A 20,060-nucleotide genomic window follows, 5' to 3' on the forward strand; every position below is an offset into this window, starting at 1 on the left:
AGAAGAGCCCCGCAGTGCACCAAAATCCCGAACGCCCTTCTCCGGGTGTGCGCATGCTTGCAACTAAAACCACCGGCCCCGATGACGTTCCGTGTGCAGGGTCGTACGGAGCCCGTCAAACTGCGACAACTGTCGCTTGGTCAAACTCAGCCTGATACGCTATACCCTTGCTTTAAAACCCGGAGGGGCCTGTGAAGACTGCACATTCTCCACAAAAACGCTGCAAAGGATCAGCTGATGCGCCTGATATCAATTCTGCTCTGTGTGCTTATACTGGCAGTGCCTGTACGATCTCAGGAGAACGACACAGCGCCTCTGGTTGTCCCGTTTCTGCAGATACCTCCATTTTCCTACCGTGACAGCGACGGTGAACGGGCGGGCTTTTTTGTTTCGTTTGCCCGTCAGATCAGCGCCGAGATCGGCGTCCCCATTGAATATCTCGATGTTCCCGATTCCAATGCTTTCACGCAGGCGCAGATTTCCGGCGAATCCCAGTTGATTCCGGGTATTCTGCAGCTTGCGCCAATTGCCGCGACCAGCGTCTTTTCCGATGTCGTCGCCGTCGACCAGCTCCGCCCGGCCGTCCGGGCTGACAGTACTGAACTCGTTAAACTTGGCGTCCTGACCAACAGACGTGTTGGAATAGTCCCACCGGCGATGGGATCACAGCACCCTGTTCTGGAGCAGAATACAGCCATTCCGTTCGCCACACCGCAGGGCGCACTGATGGAGCTTCTGGCAGGGCGGGTGGACGCCGTTCTGGCACCTTCGGCAGCCATTCAGGAACTTGCGCGCGATGCCGGTTTTGATGGCCAGATCCGTTTTATCGGAGAACCGCTTCTCGAAGCGACCCGCCATATCGCACTGCATGAGAGCCGTGCCGAGCTGCTGGAGCCGATCAATGATGCCATAGCACGAATGGAGGCCGATGGACGCCTCGAAACCCTTCGGCAGCGCTACAACATTGAAGTGCCGACATCCCCGCCTGATGTCCTTTCGGTGGCTGTGGCCCATTTCCCGCCTCACCTGATACTCGATGACGATGGCACCGTTTCCGGCTTCATTCCGGACGCGGTCAGAGAGCTGGCGGAACGGGCCAGTCTTGAAATCGAATTCGTCACCACTCCGCAGAGCGCATATGTCGAGGGACCTGCCGGAACCGGAACAGATCTTGTTGCCGGACTGGTCGACACGCCGGACCGCCGGGAACTGATGGATTTTTCCCTGCCCGTGCGACAGGTGGTCGTAGAAGCCGTATTCACAGGGGATGATGCGCCTTCCGTTTCTGCGGTGTCCGATCTTCAGGATCTGAAAGTCGGGGTTCTGGCCGGCTCCATCGTTGAGACGGTTGCTCAGGGTCCAGGGACGCTGGACATTGTTCCTTTTGAGAACAATGCAGCACTGCTGAACGCCCTGCTGGGTGGCAGCATTGATGCCGCGATGGCGGTCGCCGGCGCGCTGGAAAGCGAGGGCGGGACCACAGCCGCAGACACCCTGCGCGCGGCAGAGGTTGCGAAAGTCAACACGGCGATTGCGCTGCGGTTCGGGCTGGGCAGCATCCGGGAGAAGCTGGACGTTGTTATCCCGGGTTTCCTGGTATCGCAGCGATACAACGAGCTCCGGGAAACGTATTACGGCCAGCCGGTGTTCTGGACCCGGACGCGGGTCATAGCCGCCTTTGCCGCCGGGACAGCAGGGATGCTTCTGGTGGTGGGTGCTGCGGTTTTTCACAATATGCGTGTCAGGGTGCGCGCAGCCGCAGAGATGTCATCAGTGCGCCGCGAGCTGGAGACGATTTTCAACGCGGCCACGAGTGGCATTGTCGCACTGAGCGCTGACGGGCAGATTTTGCGCATCAACAACCGGGCGCGCCATTTCCTGGGCGGTATCTCAGGAGAGCCGCCTTTTGCCTGGCCCGAGAGCATCAAGTTCCTTGAAGCCGAAACCATGACCCCGCTGGACAACAGCGCCGACCCCATTCAGCGTGCGCTCTCCGGCCACAATCTTCACAATCAGACCCACCTGCTGCGCCGGTTCCACGCCATCGAAGCGCAACGCTATGTACGGGTCGACAATGCGTCGCTTGATGACCCCGAAAGCGGCATCCGGACGGTTCTTGTTATTGACGACGTCTCCGAACAGGAGCGCAACAGACAGGTTGTTGAACGCAAAAGCCGCCTTGACGCTCTGGGGCAGCTGACGGGCGGGATAGCCCATGACTTCAACAACCTGCTGGCGTCGCAGCTGTATTCAGTCAGCCTCGCACGGAAAGCCAAAGACCCTGAAAAACGGGACAAATACCTGGAGGTTACAGAGAATTCGATCAACCGTGGCCGCTCTCTGACATCCCGCCTTCTGGCATTTGCGAAAAAGCAGCCGGGCCTGTCTTCTGTTCGCAAAACCGCAGACGTTATCGATGATTTCGAAAAGCTCATCCGGCCGATGCTGGAAGAGAAAATCGAGATTTCTTTTGAACTCGAAGATGATCAGCTGCGGCATTTCTGTGATCAGACACAGCTCGAAACAGCGCTGATGAATCTCGTTCTGAACAGCCGCGACGCAATTCTGCGCGGGGCGAAGGGAAACAGGATCGAGATCAGGGCCCGTCCTGTCAGGGCACCCAATCCGGATCTGGAAGCACGGCAGTCAGGCAGCATTGAGGGTCCCGCGAACACGCCAGGCGCCAGCTTTCGATACGTCGAGTTTTCTGTGACCGACAACGGCCCGGGCATGGATGAAGAGACCAAATCGCGCTGCACCGATCCGTTTTTCACCACAAAAAACAGCAACTCCGGCACGGGTCTTGGGCTGGCGATGGTTTATGGTTTTGTGCGTCACTCTGAGGGCGATCTCCGGATTTACTCAGAACTTGGTGTCGGAACGACCGTGAAACTGACACTCCCGCGCGGTGCTGAGGATGGGCTCAGAGAGCGGCCCATGCCAGAGGCCGCCATCGAACGCGGGCGTGGGCAGACCATTTTCGTGGTCGAAGATGAACCGCAACTCCTGATGCTGCTGTCTGACACGCTGGAAGATCTTGGGTACAACGTGATTTCAGCCAGCTCCGGCGCAAAAGCGATGCGGATGGTTGAGGCCGGTGTCGTCTTTGACCTGCTGCTGACGGACATCGTGATGCCCGATTCCATCGGCGGTTTCGAACTGGCCCGGCGTGTCCGGCAGGTCTACTCCGAAATTCCGGTGGTTTACATGTCCGGCTATACCGGCTTCACTGCAAGTGAAATGGGTGAGGTCCAGGCGCCGTTGCTGCAAAAGCCGGCACCCCCCATCGAACTCGCCAAAGCGATACAGACAGCGATGGGAAGTGAATAAGGATTGCTTCTTTGACCAGGATTCTCCTTCTTGAAGACGACGAGGCTTTTGCCGAGCTGCTGGCCGAAAGCCTCATAATCGAAGGCCACACCGTTGATATCTTTGGCAATGCAACAGATGCGCTCGAAGCCTTGAAAAACGAGAAATACGGTATCATCGTCGCGGATGTTTTCATCAAAGCGGGCGGCCAGTACCGTCAGGATGGCGGTATCCGTCTTGTCAGCAGCGTCAAACAGATCCGGGCAGAAAAAATTCCGGTGATTGCAATTTCGGGTGGCTTCTCGGCGTCCAAACCAAGCAACGTAAAAGAAACCCTCAGGACTGTGGGCGCAAACGCAGTGCTGGCCAAGCCCTTCCACCCTGAGGATCTTCTGAACCTGATCTCGGAACTGACAAAACTGGGGAAGTGAACCGGTAGAAGTGTTGGGGCATGCCAGCATGGGTATCGCCCCGCTTCAGCCCGGGATCAGCAGCGGGCGCCGCGCCCGCCCCACCGTTATCCCGGAAGCTGACGGCACGAAAAATGAATTCTTCCACGCCGCGCGTGTCGAATAGAATTGCACTGATCAACTTTAAGTGGAATAAATCTGTTAACCTTTCCTGCGAACTATTGAGGGCGCATTGTCAGATCAGCACTACCTCGAATCCGAGCTCGAAAGCCTCATTCGGACTGATCCGGCAATCTGGCGTTTTATCAGGGAAGCGTCGCTGGACGGTGTCTGGTACTGGGACCTGAACGATCCCCAGCATGAATACATGAGCCCGGAATTCTGGCAGCTGTTCGGCTTTGACCCAAAGACGAAAAAACACATGGCGGCCGAATGGCAGAACCTGATTTACCCTGAGGACCTTGAACTCGCCAAAGAAAATCTAGGCGCGCATCTCGCTGACCCGTCTCACCCCTATGATCAGGTTGTGCGCTACAGATGTTCAGACGGGAAAACCGCGTGGGTCCGGTGCCGCGGCATTGCAGTGCGCGATGAACAAGGCAATCCGACCCGGCTGTTGGGCGCGCACAACGACATAACCGCCCTGAAAAACGAAGAGCAGGCTGCGAAAAGCAACAGCGAATTCCTGTCGCAGGTTATGGACACGGCCCACAGCGCGATCATCGGGCTGGATGCCGACGGGCAGGTATCTTCGATCAACTCGGCCGGGCGCCATTTCCTTGGCGGGATCAGCGATGCTGTTCCGTTCGCCTGGCCGGAGGAAATCGCCTTTCTGGACTCCGCGTCACTGAAGCCGCTCGAAAGTGCACACGATCCCGTCCTGCGCATTCTTTCCGGTGTTGCCCTGAAGGGCGAAGTGTTTCTTATGACACGCAATAAGAGCATCGACCCCAGATACGTGCGTATTTCCAGCTCACCGGTCGAGGCGGGAGAAAAAGGGCTGCGCAGCGTTGTCATCCTTGACGATGTGTCCGAACAGGAAAAAAATCGCCAGCAGATCGAGCGCACAAGCCGCCTTGACGCTCTGGGACAGCTGACGGGCGGGATCGCGCATGATTTCAACAATCTGCTGGCAACCGTCCAGTATGCCCTGCAGCTTGCGCAGAACACCGAAACCGAAGAGAGGCGTACCCGCTATCTCGACACGGCCCTGACTTCCATTTCCCGGGGATCCGATCTGACCAAACGGCTGCTGGCTTTTGCAAAACAACAGCCAGGCACTGAGGTCTCAAAAGCCGTTGCTGAGGTTATGTCCGAGTTCAGGAGGCTCGCAGATCCGCTGATCGAAACAAATCTTGAGCTTCAGTTCGAAGTCACAGAGAGCGATTTCTGGGTGTATTGTGACACAGCGCAACTTTCGAATGCGCTTCTCAATCTGTTGCTCAACGCCCGCGATGCCATCCTGAGGAGTGGCCAAGGGAACTGCATCAAGATCCGGGCACGGGGCGTTGATGAGATCGACACGGACATGATCCTGCGCCGCGAACACGCAGACACCTACATCGCCACCGGACTGCAGGAAGATGAGATATTCGCGGGTGAAATCGCAGAAAATACCGCATATCGTTTTGTTGAGTTTTCCGTCTCTGACAACGGTCCCGGGATGACAGACGAGATCAGAGACCGGGCCATTGATCCGTTTTTCACGACGAAGGATACGAATTCCGGCACGGGGCTGGGTCTGTCGATGGTCTATGGGTTTGTGCAGCAGGCAAATGGTGAGTTGAGGATCTATTCCGAACACGGACAGGGCACGACCGTGCGGCTTCTGGTGCCACGCGGCACGCGCCAAGGGCATCGCGAACAGCCGGTTCAGGTTGAACCCGAAGCTCAGGGTCAGGGGCAGCGCATTCTGATCGTTGAAGACGAGGTTTCCCTGCGGACAATGATGGAAGATCTGATATCAGATCTTGGCTACGCCGTGCAGACGGTCAGCTCGGGCAACGAAGCCCTCGCGCTCATTGAAAAGGACGCCGCCTTTGATCTGGTCATCACGGATATCGTGATGCCGGGTGACATCGGCGGCTTTGTTCTGGCAAAGGAAATCCGCCGTCTTTTCCCCGATATGGCGATCATCTACATGTCCGGCTACACGGGCTATTCCGTCGAGGACATGAACGACATTATTGCACCGCTGCTGCAGAAACCCTGCCCGCCGGAAGAACTGGCGCAGACAATAGCAACGGCGCTTGAAACCAGGGGGAAACAAATCCCCGCGACTGACCCGGAAGGCAGCCTGCATGGCATATGTACTGATACTTGAAGACGACGAAACCTTTGGAAAACTGTTGCAGGAGTCTCTGGAAGAGGCCGGCCATACTGCGGCAACATTCGCCAATGCCACAACCGCCTATGCCTCGGTCTGCGAGCAGGCGCCTGATGTTGTTGTGACCGACCTTATCGTTCTGGAACAAAACAAACCGGTGCCGGATGGTGGCCTGTCGTTGATTTCCCGGATCAGGCATCGCGGGAACCCGGCGCACAGTGCGATACCCATTGTCGCGATTTCCGGTGCGCACAGGTCAAAAGGTTTGCAGAATGCGCTGGAAACAGCGGAAAAACTGGGCGCTGATTTTTCGCTGGAAAAACCGTTTTCGCCGCATGATCTGCTGAGCATAATTGACAGACTGTCCGCCTCCCGCGCTCAGGCCTGATCCGTTATCCTCAGGCTACCCCCCTTTTCCGGCAACTGACTTGTTGTGTCTGAAAGAAGGTTTTGGACCATGCGTGAAATCGCAATTATCTTTTCTGAGTACTGAAAAGAAAATCTGCGTTACGGCGGTTGGTTACCCGGGGTGCGGAACATATGGTCTTTTCATCCGGCCACGGTTTTCAGCCGGCATCGGCATCCGACACCTCTTCCGGACAGCCGGTTTCAGATGCCGCCTCCCCCTCGCCGGCGCCTTCGTGCAAACGAAACGCTAGAGCGCTCTTTTCCGCCCCAGCAGCCAGACAAAGAAGATGCCGCCGACCATGCCCGTCACGATGCCGATGGGCATATCTTCGGGCGCCATCACGGTGCGTGCGGCGATATCCGCCCACAACAGGAAGACTGCGCCAACCAGCGCAGAACCTGGAAGTACACGGCGATAATCCCCGCCGACCACCATCCGCACAACATGCGGGACCATCAGGCCGACAAACCCGATGATCCCGGAAAAAGCCACCATCACACCGGTAATCAGCGCACCGACGACAAATGTCGTCAGCCGGAAACGGGCGACAGGAATACCCAGCGTCGACGCAGTTTCGTCGCCCACGGTCATGGCGTTAAGGTCCCCTGCCCGCGCCATGAGCCAGACAGCACAGACCGTAAGGACGGCCAGCGGATAAATAAGCTGGCTCCACTGCGCGAGGCCAAGCCCGCCCAGCATCCAGAAAACAACAGTATGCGTCGCGCGCGGATCGCCCAGAAAAATCAGAACATTTGCCGCCGCCATAATGATGAACGAGACCGCGACCCCCGCCAGCACAAGCCGGTCGGCATTCGTTGCATCAGCAAAACGGGATACCCCAAGCACAATTGCCGTCGCCCCAAGTGCGCCCAGAAAAGCCAGCAAAGGCACGGTCAGCAAGCCAATGAACAACCCCGTGTGCAACAGGGCCAGAATGGCACCAAACGCCCCGCCCGAAGAGATGCCCAGCAGGTGCGGATCTGCAAGGGGGTTGCGCGTGACCGCCTGCAGGCTGGCCCCGACCATCGCCAGCCCGGCCCCGACCATCATAGCCAGCAGAGCCCGCGGAAACCGGATTTCCCAGACGATGGCCGCGCGCCCTTGAGACCACGACGGATCGACCATTCCGGGCGACATCCTGTTCAGAAATACGCCCCAGACAGTGCTCTGGGGGATGCGCACGGATCCCACCGAAATCGCAACAGACAGCGAGACCAGAAGCAGCGCCAGACCGCAGAGTGCAAAGACCGCAGTACGGCCCCTGTAACGCTTTGGCGCGATGCTGCTTCCGGTCCCGCTCATGACTTATTCTGACCAGAACGCGTCAGCGAGGGTTTTGACGGCCTGAATGTTGCGCGGTCCTGGTGTCGCTTCGACGTATTCCAGCGTTACAAAGCGATCGTTTTTGACTGCATCCAGTTGCGCAAACGCCGGGTTGGACATCATGAAATCGCGCTTTTGTTCCGCTGTGACCTCGCCATAATTGACGATCATGATCACTTCGGGGTCGCGCTCGACGACTTCTTCCCAGGTCACCGTAGCCCAGCTTTTTTCGAAGTCATCCATGATGTTAACACCGCCTGCGGCCTCGATCAGCGCGGTTGGCATGGCATAGCGTCCGGCGGTGAAAGGCGCATCCTCGCCGCTGTCATACACGAAAACGCGCGGTGCCTCGCCCGTTCTGAGAGATCCGGTAAAGGCGGCCAGTTCGGCGCGGTAGCCGTCAACCAGCGCCTGCGCGTGTTCCTCAACGTCAAAAATGCGTCCAAGGTTCATGAGGTCAGCATACATATCGTCGATGCTCGCCTTTTCCTTGTCCATGATGTGGGTGCAGGATTCCATGAGCTCATAGACGCTGATCCCGAAGGGCGCCAGCGTTTCCGGTGTCACCTCACCGCCCACTTTCATGCCGTAGTTCCAGCCGGCAAAAAAGAAATCCGCATCAGCCCCGACGAGAACCTCTTTTGACGGGTATTTGGCGGACAGCTCAGGCAGTTCCTCGACACCCGATCGCATTTCCGCATCCAGCGTTTTCCAGCCCGAAATGCCGGTATAGCCGACCATCCGGTCCGCCAGACCAAGCACCAGCATCATCTCTGTCAGATTTACATCGTTCGAGATGGCACGCTCGGGCGGTGCATCAAAGGTGACTGTCCGGTTGCAGCTTTGCACAGATACCTCTGCAGCCGCTGAACCTGCTGACAGCAGAAGAGCCATCGCCGCCAGGAATGGGGATTTCATTGGGTCGTTTCCTTGTTTCTGAGGTGAAAAGTAAGATGGTCCGTACCGCTGCGGGACAGCTGTTCACGGTATGCGGTTATCTGAAAAGCCTGAGCGACCGCCTCTTCGGACAATACGTCCGCTGGGGCACCAAACCCGATGGAACGGCCGGACTGCAACAACAGCACATCATCGCAGACGCCTGCCGCCAGATTAAGATCGTGCAGGGATGTGACGATGGTCAGAGGCAGTTTCCGGATCAGTTCCAGCACTTCCAGCTGGTGGCGGATATCAAGGTGGTTGGTGGGCTCATCCAGGATCAGCAGACGCGGTTCCTGCGCCAGAGCGCGCGCCACCATGACGCGCTGACGCTCGCCACCCGACAGCGTGTTCAGATACCGGTCAGCCAGCCGGTGCAGGTCCAGCCGATAAAGCGCGCTGTCCACAGTTTCCGCGTCGCGCGCACCAAGACTGCCCGCAAACCCGCGAAGATGCGGTGTCCGGCCAAGCGCCACGATTTCCCGGACTGTCAACGCAAAATCTCCGGGCTGTTCCTGCAGGACAACCGCAATGCGCCGCGCAGCCTCCCGTGCCGAGAGTTCCCATATGTCCTTGCCGTCCACTTCGACGGACCCTGTTGCGGGACGGTGAAACCTGTAAAGAAGACGCAGCAGTGTGGTTTTCCCCGCGCCGTTCGGCCCAACGATCCCAAGCACCCGGCCAGCATCCATATCGAAGCTCGTTGGATGCAGCAGGGTCTCGGTCAGACGCCCGGGCGCCCAGGACAGATTGCGCACACAGAGGCGGGCCGCCGTCACGACGCCCTGACCTTGCTCTCTTCGGTGACAATCATAGCAGCCGGCACCCGCGCGAGGGTACTGGCGCGCAGTTTTCCGGGACGATCCAAGGAGGAACACCAGCCGTCGTGCAGGTAGGCATACTGGCGGGCGAAAGCCACCAGATCCTCCACATCAGTCCCGGGATCAATGTCGCCGAAGAGATACGTCGCCTTGCGCGTTCCGTGATAGGCAACCGTGCAGGGCCGGTCGCAGCCCGCCATACAGGCCACGCCAGAGATTTCAAAATCATCCGGCACAAAGTCACCCGCCTGCTCGATTGCATGGCGCAGTTTTTCGATCAGTTCAAATCCCGGACGACACTCAGTTCCCTTGTGCCGGCAGGATGTGCAGATTGTAATTCGATGGTCCATCTGGCCCTCCGCCTGTCAGACGGGGGAAGGATACAGAACCATGTTTTTGCGGGTGGGACCGCATCGTCATCATGTGCTCCTGACCAGGCACCCCGCCTGCATCGAGTTGAAATACCGGCGCATTTCACGCCGTCGATGGCAGGTATCCTGACTTACGGGTCACCGCTTCCCCGAACCTTCCCGGATCTGTTGATCCAGTGGTCCCTGTCGGGGTCGCTCGCCGCTTACAGTTGCGGGGGCAGTCACGGATTTGGCGTTTTGGCGACACCGCACCGTGTTCCCTTTTATCTCTTTCGCTTCGGGCGTCAGAGAACCATCGCGATCACCTAATTCCATCGCAGGAGACCCGTCAATGCTTATCATCGAGCCGGCATAATTTCGTAGTCACAGACGATGGGATGCGCGCGCCTGGGAAAGGACCACCGCCGACCGGGTCCGGTCAGGAATCGATCAGACGGCTTTCCAGAAGTTCGCCACGCTCTTTCAGCAGCGGATAGGCGATCATGGCAAATGACGTGTTGAGCATTTTCAGCGACCTCAAAAGGTCAATGTGAACGGCGCTTGTCTCGATGGACTCGACAAGTCCTTTGCGCAGACGCGTCAGGTGTTTGCGTTCGAGCTTCTGCTCAACGTCACGGATCATCTCTTTCTGCTGCACCAGCTCGCGGGCGGCCCCGACATCCTCTGACATCAGCACCACAATGCCGTGCTGTACGTTTCTGAGGACACGGTCGTGAAAGTCGGAGAGTTCCTTCCAGCCATTCTCGGAAAAGCTCGTTTTTTCCTGATGCATCTGTCGGGCCAGCGCCGCGATTTTCCGCGCTATCACGTCCGCCCCCGCCTCAAGATTTACCGCAACGCCCGCCAGGTCAAAGGCTCTTGTCCCGGTGTCCTCTTCGGGATCCCGCGATCTGATGCTGGCAAGATAGACCCGCAGATCAAGCGACATGTTCGCGACTTCGCGGTATTCACTGCGCAACCGGGCAGCGGTTGGCTCGTCATAGGCATCAAACAGGCGCATGCCGTCGCGCAGCATCGTTTCAATCCGGTTGCCCATTTCCACCAACTCACGCTGTGCACAGGCAAAGGCGCGCGGCGGGTCAGTACGGACTGTTGGATCGAGAGCTGAGCGTCGTGGCGCATCCGAATGGGGGTCGGCCGTCTCGGGCAGGATCATCCGCGCCAAAGCCAGCGTTGGCCTGAGGAGAACGATCCCGACGACGAGCAGTGCCACGTTGAAAACGAGATGCAGGTTGAGCGCCTGCTGCTGGGCACTGCCCCCCGGGATGAGCGCGCCGGCATCGAACCGATAGAGAAAAAGCAGAGCAATCAGCGCGCCGCCCCCGCGCAGTATCAGGTTCCCGACAATGACGCGGCGCACGTCGGGCTCGGACCGGAGCGTCAGCACAAAAGCAATAAACGCCCCCCCGAGGTTCGCGCCGAGCACCATGGCAAAGGCGGCCTGCAGTGGCAGCATGCCCTGGGCCGCCAGGGCGGCAAAAAGAAGAATCGCCGCCACACTGGAATGCACGGCCCAGGCAAACAGCGCAGCCAGCAGGAACGCCGTAATGAGATCGCCGGCCAGATAGGACATGACGGTCGCAAAACCCTGGCTTCCGGACAGCGGTGCCGCCGCTTCGCGGATCAGGTCGAGCGACATGAAAATCAGCGCAAGACCGATGAGTATCCGACCGATCTGCCTCAGGCTGCGGCGGGAACTGCGCAGAAAAAACAAAACACCCAGCAGCAAAAGCAGCGGGGACAGCAACGCTATGGGCGAATTAAGCAGCTGTACGACAATGGCAGAGCCCAGATCGGCCCCCAGAATAATGGCAAGCCCCGCATAGGCACCGATCTTGCCCGACGCCATGAACCCCGCCAGAAGCAGCGCAACAGCAGTGGAACTCTGCAACAGCACAGCAGCGCCAGCCCCCGTTCCTGCGGCGGTGAAACTGTTGCCCGTTGACCGGCGCAGCCACAACCGCAGATGACCGCCGAAAGCGCGTTCAAAACCAGTCCGGACCAGCCGGACTGCCCAGATCAGGAGAGCAGCCGCGGCCGCCAGATTCAGCGCAACAAGCGTTGGTGACAGTTCCATACCTCTGCCCCTTCAGAACGGATGCGTTCCGGACGAAGGCTCAAGCGGCAGAACAGTCCAGTGACCGTCCGGACCGGTATCCAGCAGCGCACAGCCCGTCGGGCCACTCCGGAAGCCAACCCGAGCCCCGGCGCGCCGGTCGAGCGCAAAGGCGCTGCAGATGGAGGGTGCGGTCATTACCCGGTGACCCCGGACAGATCGAAAATAGACGCCATGCACATGCCCCGCGAGAACAGTTACCTCTGTCTGCGCTTCTTTCAGAACGGAGTCCAGCAGGGTCGCGTTTTCCAGACCGATCGCGTCCATAAATCTGATCCCGGTCAGAAGCGGTGGGTGGTGCAGCATCAGAACTGTGGGACCGGTGTTTTTCTGCGCCAGCAGCTGTCTCAGAAAGTCGAGGCTATCTGGTCGCAGCGTTCCGCCACCCTGCCCTTCGATCAGCGTGTCCAGCCCGATAACCAGCGTCTCGCCAAAAGTCTCTGACCAGTCGATCAGACCTGTTGGCGGCATCGATGGCTGAGCTGCAAAAGCAGCGCGGAACGCTCCGCGTGCATCATGATTGCCCGGCACCACAAAGACCGGCAGCCCAAGACGCGCCAGTTCAGCAACGGCAAAGGCGTAGCTGTCCTCAGAGCCGTCATCACTGATATCCCCGGTGATGAGAACAGCATCCAGCGGGTCGATGGCCGCGCGCATCGCCAGCAGCCGATCCACAGCGGCTGTGAGGATCGAGCGGGTATCAAGCACACCAGATGCGAGCGTGCCCTCCGCCACCACATGCAGATCGCTGAGATGCAGGAAACGCGCCATGGTCCTATTTGATCCCGGCGCGCAGGAAAGCCTGGACGAACTGACGCTGGAACACCAGAAACGCCAGCAGCAATGGCGCAACCGACATCATTGTGGCCGCCGAAATCACGCTGATGTCCACGCCATTTTCTGGCGCTCCGAAGATTGACAGGCCCACCGTAAGCGGACGCGTATCGGGTGAGTTGGTTACGATCAACGGCCACAGAAAGTTGTTCCAGTGCGTGGAGACCGAAACCAGCGCGTAGGCCAGATAGGTGGGCCGCGCCAGTGGCACATAGACCCGCCAGAGGATACCGAACCAGCCACATCCTTCGACCCGCGCTGCCTCATGCAGTTCAATGGGCACCCCTTTGAAGGCCTGGCGCATCAGAAAGATGCCGAATGCGGAAGCCATATAAGGCATACCGACACCCAGGACGGAATCGAACAGCCCGAGTCGCGAAACCATCGCGTAGTTTTCGACGATCAGCACTTCGGGCAGAATGAAAAGCTGCATCAGAACGAGGATAAAGACAAAATCCCGCCCCGGGAAACGGACCTGCGCAAATGCAAAACCGGCCAGCGTAGTCACAAAAAACTGCCCGATCAGGATGACCGTCACCAGCACGAAAGTGTTCAGAAAATATCGCAGCCAGGGAGCGCCACTCCAGGCTGTACGGAAATTATCGAGCGTCCAGGGCGACGTCAGATTGAAGTTGACCGCGTCCGATGTGCTGTGAAAAGCAGCCCAGAAGGCGAACACCAGCGGCGCGATCCAGATGACTGCAAGCAACAACGCGCCAAAGGCTTCGATATGACGGGAAAGGCTGCTCACTGGTAATGGGTCCGCTTGTCCAGAATGGTGAATTTGATCCCGGCAACCACCCCCAGCACCACGAGAACCATGATCGTGAGCGCGGCCGCCTGAGGCGCATCAAAGAAGGCGAAGGCCATCTCCCAGATGTAGTAGAGGATCAGTTTGGAGGCATCGTTGGGCCCCCCCTTGGTCAGGATAAACAGATGGTCGATCAGCTTCACCGAATTGATCAGCGCATTGACCAGAATGAACAGCGTGGTCGGCATCAGAAGCGGCAGAACGATCCGCCTTGTATATGTCCAGCGGCTGGCACCTTCGATATCGGCGGCTTCTTTGAGATCTTCGGGAATGGTCTGAAGCGCTGCGAGGTAGAAAATCATGAAGAACCCGGCCTCTTTCCAGATCGTGACAATGATCACGGCCCAGAGCGCGGTTTCCGGCTGCCCCAGCCAGTTGACGCTCGGCAGCCCGAACAGATCGCCGATCTGATCCAGAACACCCAGACCCGGCGTGTAGAAAAAGAGCCACAGGTTCGCAGCAGCAATCATGGGCAGCACCGTCGGGGTGAAATAGGCCGTCCGGACGAACCCGCGGGCCGGCAATTTCGAGTTCGCCCAAAGCGCCATCGCAAGGGCGATCGCAATCGAGATCGGTATTGTCGCGCCTGCATAAATCAGGTTGTTGGTGACCACTTTCCAGAACGTCGGATCTGCGAAGAGATCTGTGTAGTTTTCACTACCGACAAATTCACTGGGACGGCGGCGTGTCCCGCGGGAAAAAAGGCTGGACCACAGTGTCGCGACCGACGGGTAGAAGGCAAACAGGGTAAGCAACACCATCGCAGGCGACAGCAGCAACCACCCATAGATCGCCTGTCTGCGTCTTTCGAGATTGACTGGTGCGGCCATGTGGGATGCCCTTTGCCCCTGGTATCCTGTCGGATGCCCGGACACAGGTCCGGACACCCTGGGGAGAGTTCCCTATTGGTAGTCGCGCAGAAGGCGACCGGCAGCTGCCTGGGCCTCTGCCAGAGCATCCTCTGCCGATTTGGAGCCTGTCAGCGCCGCCTGAATGGCATTGTTCAGACCATCGCGGACACGTGCTGTCTCGAAGGTCGAAAACTCCGCCACGGCATTTTCAAGCTGATTGCGGGCGACCAGAGCGGGCGGGAATTCGGCCGTGTAGCTTTGCAGCGCTTCTGTCTCATAGGCTGCCGGGGACACTCCCATATAGCCTGTACGGATCGACCAGGTCGCGGCCTGCTCCGGTGCGGTCATGAATTCGATCAGCTTCAGGGCTGCGGCTTTTTCCTCTGGAGATGTATCTTTGAACACATAGAAGTTCCCACCCCCGGTGGGCGACCCCTTACGCACATTTGCAGGCAGTTCCGCCACACCGAAGTCAAAGCTCGCGTTGTTTTTCACTGCCGTCAGATTGCCGGTGGAATGCCACATCATTGCCGTCTGACCTTCGAGGAACGCCTGACGCAGGGTGCCCCATTCAACCGTGCCTTCGGGCATAACGCCATGCTCCGCCGACAATGACTTCCAGAACTCCAGAGTTTCCACGACAGCCGGGTCATCGAAATAAGTGGTCAGACCGTCATTGGACATAACCTCTTTGCCGTTCTGGATCGCAAGTGCCTGGAACATCCAGTACGGGTAACCGGTCGACGGGATCATGATTCCATAAGTGTCTTCGTCCGTCAGCGCCTTGCCCATCGAAATCATCTCTTCCCAGTTCGATGGCGGGCTTTCCGGGTCAAGGCCCGCTTCGCGGAACATATCCTTGTTATAATAGGCTACGATCGTGGATCGCTGGAACGGAATGCCCCAGGTCTTTCCCTCGATCTTCCCGTTCGCCATGAGCGCCGGGTAGAAACTGTCCAGCCAGGCGGAATCCACACCGTCGATATCGTCGAACGGTACAATCAGATCCTGTTCGATCAGGTCATAGGCATCAATGGAGAACATCACCGCCAGTTGCGCAGGTTCGCCCGAGGCCAGCGCGGACAGCGCCCGGACGCGGGTGTCATCGTAATTGCCGGAATAGATCGCGTTGACCTTGATGTCAGGGTTTGCCGCTTCAAAGTCAGCGACAATGCCGTCAACGACCTCGGTCAGCGCCCCGCCCACAGCAATAGGATAGTACATTGTCAGTTCGGTCTCTGCCGCTAAAGCAGCTGTCCCGATGGCACCTGCCGATACTGCGGCAATGCCCATTTTCCGTATGTGTTTCATTGTCTTCCTCCCAATTATGCGCGTCGCATTTCAAGTTTCCCGCGGATCAGACCGTCCCGTGTTCCAGCCTCCGGCCGGCAGCGTCAAAAAAGTGCAGGCTCTCATCCGCAAACGATATTTCCATGTCCTGACCTGCCGGGATGTTCTGCAGACCAGGCAGGCTGACAGTCAGACCGGTAGCCGCCGGATGTGACAGGCCGATGAACGTTTCAGATCCCAGAAACTCACATTCCGAGACCGTGCACTTCAGCCGCCCCGCGCCAGCCCCGGCAACGTTCACGTTCTCAGCCCGCAGACCGATCCGGGCGGCGTCACCAAAGCCGGGAACGGCTTCTGCGTCGATCAGAGCCATCGGTGGCGCTCCGACAAATTCCGCAACGAATGTATTGGCAGGCCGGTAATACAGTTCTTCCGGCGTTCCCGTCTGCTGAATGTGCCCGTCTTTCATCAGCACAACCATATCCGCCATGCTCATGGCCTCGGTCTGGTCATGGGTGACGTAAACAACGGTAATCCCAAGATCGACCTGCAGTTTTTTGATGTCCTTGCGCACAGAAGCACGCAGTTTGGCATCGAGGTTCGACAGCGGTTCATCCATGAGGCACAGCGGCTGATTGGCAACAATAGCGCGGGCCAGTGCCACGCGCTGCCTCTGGCCACCGGACAGTTCTCCGGGCTTGCGTGTTTCGTAACCGGTCAGTCCGGTGATCTCCAGCGCGCGGGCCAGCTTTTCGCGCCGTTCTACAGCACTTACCTTGCGCACTTTCAGCCCGAAAACCACGTTCTCCGCCACGCTGAGATGCGGGAAAAGAGCGTAGGACTGAAAGACCATGGACAGGTTGCGTTCGGACGGCGCTGCCGTCGTTACATCGCGCCCGTCAATTGTAATTGTTCCCTCGTCGGGCAATTCGAGCCCGGACAAAAGCCGCAGCGTCGTGGACTTCCCGCAGCCGGACGGCCCCAGCAGCGCCACAAAGGCGCCCCTCGGGATGCTCAGCGAGATGTCCTCCACACCAAGCTGGCCATTCCAGCGTTTAGCCACGCCGTCTACCCGTACAAATGCCTCAGAACCGGTCATTCTTTCCCCTCGGCAAAAACCACCCGGTCGCCCAGCGCTTCGAAAATCTGATCGAAAGCTTCCGGCGGCGACCGGTCACAAACCACCCTGTCCACAGTCGTGATTGACGTGCCGGCAGCCGGAGCCAGACGACCGAATTTGCTGCGGTCAATCACCAGGATCGACGTCTGTGCATTTGCCCGCATCCGTTCAGACGCCCGCACTTCGGACGAATGAAATTCCAGCAGCCTGCCGTCCTCGCCGACACCCGCCGTCCCGAAGACCGCAAACTCAGCCCGGAATCGCCCGAAGAACTCCACCACTTCGTCGCCGATGAAATCACGGTCCGGCAGGCGCAGCTCACCACCAGGCAGGATAATCCGGTTGGACACCTCCTCGCTCAGCGCCATCGCAGCGCTCAGGTTGTTGGTGATCACGGTCAGTTCTTTGCGAAAACGCAGGGCACGGGCGACACTGAGCGCTGTGGAACCGATGGAAATAAACAGCGTGGCACCATCCGGGATCATCGCCGCGGCTTCCTCTGCAATCGCCCGCTTACCGGTCAGGTTCGTTCCTGCCCGCTGATCGAACGGCGTGTTCAGCCGGTCCTCGGCCAGTTCTATGCGACCGTGGCGTCGCCGAAGCGTTTCTCCGTCGCATAAAAGGTCAACATCCCGGCGTATGGTCTGCATCGAAACACCGAGCATTTCCGCGAGAGATCCGACGCTTGCGCCTCCCCGCTCCTGAACGACCTGAAGGATCAGATCGCGCCGTTTGATCGTCTTTGACGCCATAACATCCCCGTGACTCACCGGAAACTATACAAAGTCAAAACAACAAAACAACAAAAATTCCGCAGCAATCGACCATTGTTACGGAATAGCTCTCAAAATAGGGTTCTCTAGGGTCGCAAATGCCTTCAATTTCGTGGCTTTGTTGTTTTCCTTTCTTTTTGCCGCTGTGGGCTTTACGTTTCACGGAACCGGCAGCAAAACGTGTGCCGTACCGAGCATCCGGCGGAGCCCATGGAAGACGCAGTCAGTATTTTCGAGCGCTATCAGTCGGTCCGTCACCGGCTCCCGGGCGCAGTTTTTGACACAGGGACCACACGCATTTCGTCGCTGATGGAAATTTCGGACGCCGCGGAGGCTTTCGTTTTTGATGCATTCGGCGTGCTGAACGTTGGTGAGACTCCGATCCCCGGCGCCGCAGAGCGTCTGGATCAGCTGCGTGCCGCAGGCCGGCAAATCCGCATTCTGTCAAATGCAGCAAGCTACAATCATGATGCAGCAACCGAAAAGTTCCGCAGGCTCGGTGTGAAAATCGAACCGCATGAGATCATCACCAGCAGGGATGCGGCGCTACAGGCGCTGGATCAAAGGCTCTGGGGATGCATCGCCGCCCCTGGGGATGACCTCTCTGATATTCCTGCAGAAACCCTGAAACTTGCCGATGACCCGGCTGGCTTTGACGACGCGGAGGGTTTTCTCTTCCTGTCAGCAGCGGCATGGACCTCGAAACAGCAGAGCATTCTGACCGCGACCCTGCAAAACCGCGCAAGGCCGGTTATCATTGCCAATGCCGACGTCGCAGCTCCACGCGATCACGGATTCTCTCTTGAGCCCGGACACTTCGGACACCTGCTGTCCGACAACGGGCTGGAGAGCATCCGGTTCTTCGGAAAGCCCTTTCCTGAAGTATTTCAGATGGTCGAACGCGCGCTGCCGGGCATTGCAAGCGACCGGATCGTTATGTGTGGCGATACACTGCATACGGACATCCTTGGCGCGGCCGCGCGCGGGTGGCGAACCGTTCTTGTAGAACGCGACGGCATGTTCTCCGGCGTGGATGCAGGAGCCTACGCGGAAAAGTCCTCGCTGGTCCCGACCTGGCGGCTGCAGCGGATCTGAAACCTGCACGCGTCCGCACCTCTCAGGACAACGAACCTGGTGCAGCCTTTCCGCAACCATGCGATTTTTCTTGCAGAAATGCTGACTCAGTGTTGTGATCGGGGTGTCACATGGGGGGATGGCGCAGCCTGACGGCGGCGCAAAAAATCAGACAGCTCAGACCTGCACCCATTCCGTGCGACGGCATGACGGGGCCTGCCATGCGCGGCATCCGACACAATTGGGAGGAAATACATTGAAAAAACTTACGACCACACTGGCTGGATCAGTAATCGCTCTGACAGCGTCACTGAGCGCGGCACAGGCCGACAAACTGACGCTCTATTGCTCTGCTCAGGAAGACTGGTGTCAGCTGATGGCGCGCAGCTTTGAGGATGCAACGGGCATCGACGTCAACATGACCCGCAAGTCGTCGGGTGAGACCTTTGCCCAGATCCGTGCGGAAAGCTCGAACCCGAAAGGTGATGTGTGGTGGGGGGGCACCGGCGACCCGCACCTCCAGGCCGCCGAAGAGGGCCTGACAATGGAATACGTATCGCCGATGCGCGATCAGCTGCATGACTGGGCGATCAGCCAGGCCGAAAGTGCTGGCAACAAGACCATCGGGATCTATTCCGGCGCTCTTGGCTATGGCTACAACTCGGACCTTCTGGCGGCAAACAACCTGCCGGAACCGGCCTGCTGGAAAGACCTGCTGAAGCCTGAATACAAAGGGCATGTGCAGATGGCGAACCCGAACTCTTCGGGCACGGCATACACGACGCTTGCATCCATGGTGCAGATTTTTGGCGAAGACGAAGGCTTTGAGTTCATGAAAGGCCTGCATGCCAACATCAACCAGTACACCAAGTCAGGGTCCGCCCCGATCAAGGCTGCCGGCCGTGGCGAAAACACCATTGGTATCGTGTTCATGCATGACGCTGTGAAACAGGCTGTATCCGGATTTCCGGTCAAGGTCGTAGCGCCCTGTGAAGGTACCGGTTACGAAATCGGTTCCATGTCCATCATTGATGGTGCACGCAACGAGGAAGAAGCCAAGAAGTTCTATGACTGGGCGCTGAGCACAGATGCGCAGAACCTGGCTCTTGAGGTCAACGCTTTCCAGGTGCCTTCCAACACTACCGCGGAAACATCGGGGTCAGCGCCTGACATGAGCCAGATCAAGCTGATCGACTACGACTTCAAGAAGTACGGCTCTTCTGACGAGCGCAAGCGGCTGCTGCAGAAATGGGATGAAGAAGTATCTGTTCTGCCTCAGTAAGTAA

The 20,060-nt window shown here is 58.3% G+C and carries 17 protein-coding genes and 1 riboswitch; of the genes, 6 read left to right on the forward strand and 11 right to left on the reverse strand.

The window, feature by feature from the left end; all coding sequences use genetic code 11:
* Positions 1-237 precede the first annotated feature (237 nt).
* The 4 genes from AB4K19_RS11700 (at position 238) to AB4K19_RS11715 (ending at position 6,433) form a co-directional block, all read left to right on the forward strand.
* A complete protein-coding gene (locus tag AB4K19_RS11700; protein WP_436397658.1) occupies positions 238-3,330 on the forward strand; it encodes a transporter substrate-binding domain-containing protein in 3,093 nt (1,030 codons plus the stop codon).
* An 11-nt stretch (positions 3,331-3,341) separates the two neighbouring features.
* Positions 3,342-3,740, forward strand: a complete 399-nt coding sequence (locus AB4K19_RS11705; RefSeq protein ID WP_375228533.1) for a response regulator transcription factor — start codon at positions 3,342-3,344, stop codon at positions 3,738-3,740.
* Positions 3,741-3,951: 211 nt separating this feature from the next.
* A complete protein-coding gene (locus AB4K19_RS11710; RefSeq protein WP_436397661.1) occupies positions 3,952-6,042 on the forward strand; it encodes a PAS domain-containing protein in 2,091 nt (696 codons plus the stop codon).
* Positions 6,020-6,433, forward strand: a complete 414-nt coding sequence (locus AB4K19_RS11715) for a response regulator transcription factor (RefSeq protein WP_436397664.1) — start codon at positions 6,020-6,022, stop codon at positions 6,431-6,433. Before AB4K19_RS11710 ends, AB4K19_RS11715 begins: the two co-directional genes overlap by 23 nt.
* Positions 6,434-6,700: 267 nt before the next feature.
* Here the strand turns inward: AB4K19_RS11715 and AB4K19_RS11720 are convergent, their stop codons facing one another.
* The 11 genes from AB4K19_RS11720 to AB4K19_RS11770 all read right to left on the reverse strand — a co-directional run bounded on the left by AB4K19_RS11720 (position 6,701) and on the right by AB4K19_RS11770 (position 17,679).
* Positions 6,701-7,756, reverse strand: a complete 1,056-nt coding sequence (locus AB4K19_RS11720) for a FecCD family ABC transporter permease (protein ID WP_375228535.1) — start codon at positions 7,754-7,756, stop codon at positions 6,701-6,703.
* 3 nt (positions 7,757-7,759) lie between these two features.
* On the reverse strand, positions 7,760-8,695 hold the full coding sequence (locus AB4K19_RS11725) for an ABC transporter substrate-binding protein (protein WP_436397666.1): 936 nt from the start codon (positions 8,693-8,695) through the stop codon (positions 7,760-7,762).
* Positions 8,692-9,492, reverse strand: coding sequence for an ABC transporter ATP-binding protein (locus tag AB4K19_RS11730; RefSeq protein WP_375228536.1), 801 nt, complete (start codon positions 9,490-9,492; stop codon positions 8,692-8,694). The genes AB4K19_RS11725 and AB4K19_RS11730 overlap by 4 nt, the downstream gene beginning before the upstream one ends.
* Positions 9,489-9,884: a DUF1636 family protein gene (locus AB4K19_RS11735; protein ID WP_375228537.1), complete on the reverse strand. Its 396-nt coding sequence runs from the start codon at positions 9,882-9,884 to the stop codon at positions 9,489-9,491. Before AB4K19_RS11735 ends, AB4K19_RS11730 begins: the two co-directional genes overlap by 4 nt.
* Before the next feature lie 120 nt (positions 9,885-10,004).
* Positions 10,005-10,217: riboswitch (cobalamin riboswitch) on the reverse strand.
* Positions 10,218-10,323: 106 nt separating this feature from the next.
* Positions 10,324-11,982 (reverse strand): Na/Pi cotransporter family protein, encoded by a 1,659-nt coding sequence (locus AB4K19_RS11740; protein ID WP_436397669.1) that lies wholly within the window; start codon positions 11,980-11,982, stop codon positions 10,324-10,326.
* Between the two features lie 12 nt (positions 11,983-11,994).
* Complete coding sequence (locus tag AB4K19_RS11745; RefSeq protein WP_375228540.1) at positions 11,995-12,792, reverse strand: metallophosphoesterase; 798 nt, start codon at positions 12,790-12,792, stop codon at positions 11,995-11,997.
* 4 nt (positions 12,793-12,796) lie between these two features.
* Complete coding sequence (locus tag AB4K19_RS11750) at positions 12,797-13,606, reverse strand: carbohydrate ABC transporter permease (protein WP_436397672.1); 810 nt, start codon at positions 13,604-13,606, stop codon at positions 12,797-12,799.
* Positions 13,603-14,496 (reverse strand): carbohydrate ABC transporter permease, encoded by an 894-nt coding sequence (locus tag AB4K19_RS11755; RefSeq protein ID WP_375228542.1) that lies wholly within the window; start codon positions 14,494-14,496, stop codon positions 13,603-13,605. The genes AB4K19_RS11750 and AB4K19_RS11755 overlap by 4 nt, the downstream gene beginning before the upstream one ends.
* Before the next feature lie 72 nt (positions 14,497-14,568).
* Positions 14,569-15,828: an ABC transporter substrate-binding protein gene (locus AB4K19_RS11760; RefSeq protein WP_375228543.1), complete on the reverse strand. Its 1,260-nt coding sequence runs from the start codon at positions 15,826-15,828 to the stop codon at positions 14,569-14,571.
* Between the two features lie 46 nt (positions 15,829-15,874).
* Positions 15,875-16,906, reverse strand: a complete 1,032-nt coding sequence (locus AB4K19_RS11765; protein ID WP_375228544.1) for an ABC transporter ATP-binding protein — start codon at positions 16,904-16,906, stop codon at positions 15,875-15,877.
* Positions 16,903-17,679: a DeoR/GlpR family DNA-binding transcription regulator gene (locus tag AB4K19_RS11770; RefSeq protein ID WP_375228545.1), complete on the reverse strand. Its 777-nt coding sequence runs from the start codon at positions 17,677-17,679 to the stop codon at positions 16,903-16,905. The genes AB4K19_RS11765 and AB4K19_RS11770 overlap by 4 nt, the downstream gene beginning before the upstream one ends.
* A gap of 231 nt (positions 17,680-17,910) precedes the next feature.
* On the opposite strand from AB4K19_RS11770, the gene AB4K19_RS11775 reads away from it, so the two are divergent.
* Both AB4K19_RS11775 and AB4K19_RS11780 read left to right on the forward strand, forming a co-directional pair.
* Positions 17,911-18,795, forward strand: a complete 885-nt coding sequence (locus AB4K19_RS11775) for an HAD-IIA family hydrolase (RefSeq protein ID WP_436397676.1) — start codon at positions 17,911-17,913, stop codon at positions 18,793-18,795.
* A gap of 235 nt (positions 18,796-19,030) precedes the next feature.
* The gene (locus tag AB4K19_RS11780; RefSeq protein WP_375228548.1) at positions 19,031-20,056 is read left to right on the forward strand and encodes an ABC transporter substrate-binding protein; all 1,026 of its coding nucleotides are present in this window, start codon (positions 19,031-19,033) and stop codon (positions 20,054-20,056) included.
* Positions 20,057-20,060 lie beyond the last annotated feature (4 nt).

This window comes from Roseobacter phycocola, from assembly GCF_042055075.2.
Classification (GTDB): domain Bacteria; phylum Pseudomonadota; class Alphaproteobacteria; order Rhodobacterales; family Rhodobacteraceae; genus Roseobacter.